Source organism: Pseudomonas sp. C8002 (assembly GCF_013385765.1).
Taxonomy (GTDB): domain Bacteria; phylum Pseudomonadota; class Gammaproteobacteria; order Pseudomonadales; family Pseudomonadaceae; genus Aquipseudomonas.
Genome location: NZ_JACAPJ010000021.1, coordinates 1 through 9084 on the forward strand (window position 1 = coordinate 1; position 9084 = coordinate 9084).

2 protein-coding genes are annotated in these 9084 nt (G+C 62.6%); both read right to left on the bottom strand.

Annotated features, from left to right (window positions below; translation table 11 throughout):
• A partial coding sequence (locus tag HX814_RS24105; protein WP_177010078.1) for a non-ribosomal peptide synthetase occupies positions 1-4714 on the bottom strand: 4714 nt, incomplete at its 3' end.
• Between the two features lie 10 nt (positions 4715-4724).
• The coding region (locus HX814_RS24110; RefSeq protein WP_177015433.1) for a non-ribosomal peptide synthetase at positions 4725-9084 on the bottom strand (4360 nt) is incomplete at its 5' end.

Genomic DNA, 9084 nt, shown 5'->3' on the forward strand with positions numbered 1-9084 from the left:
CCAGGCCATTGGCGTTCCAGGTCCGCTCAATCAGCTCAAGCTCATGACCGCCCAGCAACGACAGCTCGGCAACCGGCCGCGTGTGATCCGCGACAATGCTGCACAGCAGGTTTTGCCAATGGCCGGCAAGACGCTCGACCGTCGCCGGCGCAAACAGATCGGTGGCGTAGGTCAGCGTGGCGGCCAACTCTTGCCCGGTTTCAAAGGTATTGAGCACCAGGTCGAACTGGGCCGTGTGGCTGGCCCACTCAAGGCTTTCGATGGCCAGGCCCGGCAAGCGCGTCGCCTGCTGTCCGCGCGCCGCCTCGCTCTGATGGTTGAACATCACCTGGAACAGCGGGCTATGACTCAGGCTGCGCTCAGGGTGCAACGCTTCAACCAACTGTTCGAATGGCAGGTCCTGGTGAGCCTGGGCTTCAAGGGCGGTCTGCCGGACTTGCTGCACGACATCCGCGAACGCCAGGGTCGGTTTCACATCGGCCTTGAGTACCTGGGTATTGACGAAAAAGCCGATCAGGCGCTCGGTCTCAACCCGGTTGCGGTTGGCAATCGGGACCCCGACCCGGATGTCGGATTGCCCGCTGTAGCGATGCAGCAACGTCTGGAATGAGGCAAGCAAGAGCATGAACGGCGTCACACGCAGTTGCTGGGCCAGGCCGAGCAGCGAAGCGCCGAGCCCGGGTTGCAGGACGATTTCCAGCTGCGCCCCCCGAAAGCTTTGTTCGGCCGGGCGCGAATAGTCCAACGGCAATTGCAACGGCTGGTCACCGGCCAGTTGCCGGGTCCAATAAGCCAGTTGGCGCTTACGCTCACCGGCCTCCATCCATTGACGCTGCCAGGCGGCATAGTCGGCATATTGGATCGGCAATGGCCTGGCCTCAGGCGCGCGGCCGCTGCTGAAGGCGTCATAGAGCTCAACCAGTTCCTGCACCATCAGTTGCATGGACCAGCCATCGGAGACGATGTGATGCTGGGTCAGCACCAGCACGTGATCATCATCGGCCAGGCGCAACAACTTCACGCGTAACAAGGGCCCGGTCTGCAGGTCGAACAACGCCTCGGCATGGGTCTGCACATAAGCGGCAATCCCGGCGTGCGGATCAGTGCCGGCGTCAAGGGTGTCCACGACAATCGCCATTGGCACTGGCGCATGGATCACTTGCAGGGTGCGCTGATGGTCCTGGACAAACGTGGTACGCAAGGTTTCATGACGCACCAGCAACTCGTCAAAGCTGCTCTGGAGCGCTTGGATATCCAGCGCGCCTGCGAGGCGCAAGGCCGTCGGTATGTTGTAGGCACCACTCAGGGGATCGAGCTGCCAGAGGAACCACTGGCGCTCCTGGGCATACGACAACGGCAATGCCGAGCCACGATCAACCACGACAAACGCGGGGGCCTGCTCGGCGGGTTCCTGGTTCAATACCCGGGCGAATGCCTGCAGGGTCGTGTGCTCGAACAACGCCTTGAGCGGCACGTTCAGCTCAAGACCATGACGCACCCTCGATACCACTTGGGTGGCCAGCAACGAGTGACCGCCGAGCTCGAAGAAATCGTCCTGGCGACCGACACGCTCAACCCCCAGGACCTCTTGCCAGATTAGCGCCACCTGTTGTTCCAGCTCACCGCACGGCGCTTCATACGACTGCTGTTGCAGCTCAGGCTCTGGCAGCGCCTGGCGGTCGAGTTTGCCGTTGACCGTCAACGGCAGGCTCGGCAGAAAGACCACATGCGCCGGAATCATATAGTCCGGCAGCTCGGCCTTGAGCGACTGGCGAATGGTCTCGCGCAGGCCATCATGGGTCTCTGCGTCGAAGACCGGTGCGGCCGGCACGATATAGGCCAGCAACTGCTGGCCGCCCACGCCGGGCCGCGCCAACACCGCAACTTCACGCACGCAAGCCAACTTGAGCAGTTGCGCCTCGATCTCACCCAACTCGATACGAAACCCGCGAATTTTCACTTGATGGTCGATCCGCCCGACATATTCCACCACCCCGCCCGCACGCAAACGCGCGAGGTCGCCGGTACGGTACAGGCGCGCGCCGTCAGCACGGAACGGATCGGGAATAAACCGGCTGGCGGTCAGATCGCCACGGTGCAGGTAGCCTCGGGCCAGGCCCGCCTGGCCGACATACAGCTCGCCGATGCAACCTTCAGGGACCGGGTTGAGCTGAGCGTCCAGCAGGTACCAGGACAGGTCAACGATAGGCTCGCCGATCGGGCTGCTCGCCTCGTTCGCCAAGTCGGCCCGGGTGATGGGTCGATACGTCACGTGAACGGTGGTTTCAGTGATGCCATACATGTTGATCAGTTGCGGCGAACGATCACCGAAATGCTCAAACCACGGCTGCAATGCCTTGACCTCCAGTGCCTCACCGCCAAACACCACGTAGCGCAAGTGCTCAAGGCCTGCGGCCGGGTGAGCGCAGGCGACCTGCACCAACTGCTTGAACGCCGAAGGTGTCTGGTTGAGCACGGTCACTTGCTCACGGCAGAGCAAGGCGTAGAAGTCTTCGGTGGAACGGCTGACGTCATGGGGCACAACCACCAGGCGCGCGCCGTATGTCAGCGCACCGAACAGCTCCCACACGGAAAAGTCGAAGGCACAGGAGTGGAACAGCGTCCACACATCCGTCGCGCCAAAGCGGAACCAGTCATCGGTGGCACTGAACAGGCGCACCACATTGCGATGGGGCAGCAGCACGCCCTTGGGCTGTCCGGTAGAGCCCGAGGTGTAAATCACGTATGCCAGGTTGTCAGGGTTGACCGCCACCTGCGGGTTGCCCGACGGTTCCTGGCCTGCGCCGACGACGTTATCCAGTGCCAGCACACGAATCGACGGTGCTGGCGCCAAGTGTTCAAGCACAGAGGACTGCGCCAACAGCAACGCAATGCTGCTGTCCTGCATCATGTAATGCAAACGATCCTGTGGATAACCAGGGTCCATGGGCACATAGGCACCACCGGCCTTGAGCACCGCCAGCAGACCGACCAGCATCTCCAGGCTGCGCTCGGTAGAGAGCCCCACCAACACATCAGGGCCGACACCGGCCTCGATCAGCCGATACGCCAACAGGTTGGCATCCGCATTCAACTGACCGTACGTCAGGTGCTGATCTTCGTAGCTGATGGCAAGGGCATCGGGGGTACGCTCGGCCTGGGCTTCGATCAAATGGTGCAGGCACTGGTTCACGTCGAATGCCCGCAGGTTCGGGTTCCACTGCTGGAGGATGCGCCGGTGTTCGTCCGCCGCCAGCAACGGCAACTCCCCTACCGCCTGGTGCGGACTGGTGATGATTGCCCGCAACAGATTTTGCCAATGCTGCGCCAGGCGTTCGATTGCCTCGGCGGTAAATACATCGGTGGCATAAGTCAGTGCGGCTGACAGACCGCGTGCCGACTCCGCCGTGTCCAGGGTCAGGTCAAATTGCGCCGTGCAGGTTTTCCAGTCCAGGCCTTCGACGGTCAACTGCGGCAGGTTCAATACGGGCTCGGCACTGGAGCCGCGACCTTCGCTCTGGTGGTTATACATCACCTGGAACAACGGGTTATGCCCCAGGCTTCGCTCGGGGTGCAGCGCCTCGACCAACTGCTCGAAGGGCAGTTCCTGATGCTCCTGGGCGCCCAAGGCTGCCTGCTTGACCTGGGCCAGCAAGGCCCGGAACGACATCTGGCCGTCGATCTCGGCCTTGAGCACCTGGGTGTTAACGAAAAAGCCGATCAGGCCTTTGGTTTCCGGCCGGTTGCGGTTGGCCACCGGCACCCCGACCCGGACATCCCGCTGCCCGCTGTAGCGGTGCAGCAGTAACTGGAACGATGCCAGCAACACCATGAACAGCGTCACCCCCTCACGCTGGGCGAGGGCTTTCAAAGGTTGCCCCAGGCTCGCATCCAGGACAATTTCCAGGCGTTCGCCACGGTAGCTCGGTTGCAAGGGACGGGGCTTGTCGGTGGGCAGCTCCAGCACCGGCGGCAGGTCGCCCAACTGCGCGGTCCAGTAAGCGAGTTGACGATCACGCTCGCCGGCCTCCATCCAGTGTCGCTGCCAGATGGCGTAGTCGGCGTACTGGATCGCCAGCGCCGGCAGTTGCGGAGCGTGGCCCTGGGTGAAGGCGGCGTAGCATTGCACCAGTTCCTCAACCAGCACTTGCATGGACCAACCATCGGACACGATATGGTGCTGGGTCAGCACCAGCACATGCTCGTCCGGCGCCACGCGCAACAGGCAGACCCGCAGCAACGGGCCTTGCTGCAAATCGAACAACTGACGCGTCTGTGCTTCGACGAATGCACTGATGCGCGCCTCAAGCCCGGCCGCATCGCCAGGCTCCAGGGTGTGCACCGGCAGGTTAAAGTCCGCCGCCGGGGTAATCACCTGCAACGTCTGCCCGGCATCCTGGACAAAACGCGTACGCAAGGACTCATGACGCTCGATCAACACCTGAAAGCTGCGCTGCAAAGCCTCGACATCCAGCACACCCCGCAAACGCAGGGCAGCAGGTACGTGGTAGGCCGCGCTCTCGGGCTCCAACTGCCAGAGAAACCACTGGCGGTGCTGGGCATAGGACAACGGTATGGCTTCAAACTCATGGCGGATCATCGGCACAGGCAGTTGCCCAAGGCTCATGCCCTTGCTGGCCAACTTTTCAAAAAAGGCCTTGCGCTGAGGCAGCGCCAGCCTGATGAAACGTTGAACCAGCTCGATGTTATCCATTAACGCCATCTCAATTTGTCTCCAGCTCGGTGAGGAAGTCATGCATATCGCTCAGGTCCTGCTCAAGGTTGCTGTTCAAGCAGCCATCAACAGCACTTGCGTAGTCACGCAAGGTGCTTGCCTTGAAGATCAGGTCCAGCGCGACGTTGGCTCCCAATTGCATCTGCGCCATCGCAGTCGCTTGCGTCGCCAGTAATGAATGCCCACCCAACTCGAAGAAGTTGTCCTCCCTGCCCACTTGCTGCACGCCCAGGACGTCCGCCCAGACAGCGGCCAGGGTTTGCTCCACGGTGCCTTGCGGGGCGGCATAAATGCGCTGCATGAAGCTGGCGTCGGGCACCGGCAGTGCACGGCGATCCAGCTTTCCATTGGGGGTCAGGGGCAACTCTTCGAGGAACACCAGATAGGTAGGAACCATGTAGCCCGGCAGAATCTCTTTAAGACGAACGTTGAGCCGCTCACGCAATTTAGTCCGCGCGCCCGATACCTCCTCGTCTGCTGCAGTGACGGCAGTCACCACATAGCCCACCAGTTGCGCCCCGTTCACGCCCTCTTGCGCCAGCACCACGGCTTCCTGCACCTGCGGTTGCTCCTGCAACCGAGCCTCGATCTCCCCCAACTCGATACGGAAACCACGGATTTTTACCTGGTGGTCGATCCGGCTCAGGTAGTCGATCACCCCGTCGGCCCGCTGGCGAACCAGGTCGCCGCTGCGATACAGACGGCCACCGGAGCCAGCGAACGGATCCGGTACAAAGCGCTCGGCCGTCAGCGCCGCACGGTTAAGGTAACCACGCGCCACCCCTTCCCCGCCCAGGTACAACTCACCGGCCAGGCCCTGGGGCAGCAACCCGCCGCCGGCATCCAGTACATAGGCACTGCGGTCACCGATACGGCTGCCGATCGGCGCGTAGGCGGCGCCGCACATCTGGTCTGCCGCAGCCTTCCAGATCAGCGGCGTAACCACGGTTTCGGTCGGGCCATAGCCGTTGATGATGTGCTGCGGCTTGAGCGCACGCTTGACCAGCTCGAACGACGCCTGGGGCACCGCATCACCGCCAAAGCAGTAGATGCGCACGGCCGGAGGGTTGCCATGCTGGTCGGCGTAGTCGGCCAATTGCTGCAAATACACCGGCGGGAATGCCGCGACGGTCACACCGTGACGGTGCATGGCCTGGTACGTCTGCTCCGGCGTCCAGAGGCTGGAGTCGCGAATCAACAGGCGGCCACCGTGGCTCAAGGTGGTCAGCCAGCGTTCATGGGCACCGTCGAACGCGAAGGACATGAAATGCAGCTCGCAGTCCTGCTCGCTCATGGCATAGCGCTCGCCGATAGCCAGGCAATGCATGGCCAGGGCGTCATGGGCAACCGTCACGCCCTTGGGCTGGCCGGTGGAGCCCGAGGTGTAAATCACATAGGCCAGGTTTTGCCCGTGCAGGTCGACCACCGGTGGGCTGTCGGGCATTGCGTCCAGCGCCAGCCGGTCCAGCTCCAGGCGCGTGATCCCGACGGGCGTCGGCAGGCGCTCAGCCAGGCGCGAATCGGTGAGCAGCAGTCCGATGCCACTGTCCTGCATCAGGTAGGCCAGGCGTTCACGCGGGTATTCCGGGTCGAGCGGCACATAGGCCGCGCCCGCCTTGAGAATCGCCAGGAGCCCAACCACCATGCCCAGCCCACGTTCCTGGGCGATGCCCACCAGAACGTCCGGCCCGGCACCCTGATCGATCAGTTTGTGGGCCAGGCGGTTGGCACGCCGATCCAGTTGCCCATAGGTCAGTTGCTCCTCGGCAAACATCAAGGCCACGGCATCCGGTGCACGCAGGGCCTGGGCCTGGATCAACTGATGGATCGAAGTGGTGGTACTGAAGCGCGTATCACGGCAGTTCCAGTCATCCACCAATTGCTGGCGCTCGATGGCCGTCACCAGTTGCAACTCGCCGACTGCGGCACCCGGAACCAATGCCAGCATGTGTTCCAGCAGTTGTTCCAGGTGCAGGCTGATCTGGCGTACATGCTCGGCGGCCAGAGACGCGCGCAGGTAGCTGTAGTGAATCGCCAGGGTCTCGCCGGTCGCCACCGCCAGGGTCAACGGGTAGTTGGTCCGCTCCTGGCTGTCGACAGGGCCGAAGCTCAGCTCGGGCACCGCCGCCTGGCGCAACGCTTCGGAAGCCGGGTAGTTCTCGAATACCAGCAGGCTGTCGAACAGCGAATCGGCGGCACTGCTGGCCCAGCGCTGGATCTCGAATAACGGGGTGTACTCGTGCTCCCGCAGCATCAGGTTTTGTTGCTGCAACACCTGCAACCACTCACCCATCGGCTGCTCGGCACGAACCTCGGCGATCACTGGCAAGGTATTGATGAACAGCCCGACCTGCTGCTCGATATCGCGAATATCGGCCGGGCGCCCCGAGACCGTGGCACCGAAACATACGGTCTGCTGTCCGGTGTAGCGTTGCAACAACACCAGCCAGGCGGCCTGAAGCACGGTATTGAGCGTGACCTTGTGCTGACGGGCGAACTCGTTCAGGCGATGGGTACGGGCGGCGTCGAACAGTTGCTGGTAGTCACCGTAGGCAGGCTCTGATTGCACCGGCACAGGCGTGGCGCCGAACGCCTGGATCAGCCGGGTGGGCTCGCTCAGAGGGCGTAACTGAGCCTTCCAGAACAGCTCACTGCGTGCCGTATCCTGGGATGCGAGCCACGCCATATAGTCACGATAACGGCCGACCGGCGCCATCGCATGTTGACCGCTGTAGCGTTGCAGCACCTCACCCAGCAACTGCGAGTTACTCCAGCCGTCCATCAGGATGTGGTGGTGGGTGTAAATCAGATGATGACGCTGCTCGCCCGTACGAATCAGGGTCAAGCGCAGCAACGGCGCCTCGCCCAGATCGAAACCCTGCGCCTGCTCGGCAGCGGCAGCAGCGTCCAGCGCCGCCGCCAGCTCGGGACGAGTACGCCAGTCGTGCTCGACAAAACTCAGCGGCGCCTGCCTGCGAATGATCTGCAGCGGATGGTCCAACTCCCCCTGCCAGATAAAACCGCTGCGCAGGCTGTCATGGGCATCCACCGCCGCTTGCCAGGCGTCGCGGAAACGCGCTGTGTCCAGACCATCGATATCCAGGCGCATCTGGTTGATGTAATCACTGGCGTCCTGCTGGTAAAGGCTGTGGAACAACATGCCTTGCTGCATGGCCGACAACGGGAAGATGTCCTCGATATCCCCTGCGGGTACAGGCAACCCTTCCAGTTGCTGCTGGGTCAACTGCACCAGGGCGAAGTCCGAAGGGGTCACACCCTGGGTGGACGGCAGGCAGCAATGTTCGATCAGCGCTTGCAACTCACCGGCATAGTCATCGGCCAGGGCCTTGAGGGCTTGTGCATCGAACATGTGCGGGCTGAAGGTCCAGCTCAAGTCCAGCTCGCCGTCGTACACCTGGCCGTTGATTTCCAGCCAGTTGCCCAGTGGCGCTTCAGGACTTTGCTCGGCCCCGGCAGGCTCGCGGCCTGGCATGAACAACGCGTCCTGCGCCTGGAAACTGCTATCGAATTGACCGAGGTAATTGAAGGTAATACGCGGTGTCGGCAACGCTTCAAGCACCGATTGCGCGTGGGCATCCCCCAAGTAACGCAGCAGGCCAAAACCCAGGCCCTTTTCAGGGATCGCCCGCAGTTGCTCCTTGATCTGCTTGATGGAACCCGCGATATCGGCCGCCGGGGTGAGCTTCGCCGGGAATACGCTGGTGAACCACCCCACGCTGCGGGTCAGGTCCAGCTCGTCGAACAACTCCTCGCGGCCGTGCCCCTCCAACTGCACCAGCACCGAAGGCGTCTGCGCCCAACGGCTGATGACCCGCGCCAACGCCGTCAACAGCAGGTCGTTGACCTGAGTCCGGTACGCCGCCGGAGCGTGCTGCAACAGCTGTCGAGTCAGCGTTTTGTCCAGATGCGTGTGCACCACCTGCGCGTCACGATTCAATTGTTTACCGTGAGGGTTATCGCACGGCAGTGCTGCAGGTACGCCCTGCAACGCTTGCTGCCAGTAATCCAGCTCTTGATGCATCTGCTCGCTGCTGGCGTGACGCAGCAGCCGCTCGCCCCAGGCCTTGACCGACGAAGTCTTGGCCGGCAGTGCCACGACACGCCCCTGCTGCAGTTGCTCGTAGGCGGTTTGCAGGTCTTCGAACAGGATGCGCCACGAAACGCCGTCCACCGCCAGGTGATGGATCACCAGCAGCAGCCGCTGACTGCCATCGGCCAGGGTCGCCAGCACCGCGCGCAGCAGTGGGCCATTGCCCAGGTCCAGGCTGCCCTCTGCTTCGTCGCCCAGTTGCTCCAGCGCCGAAGCGTCGACGATGCTGCGTTGCCAC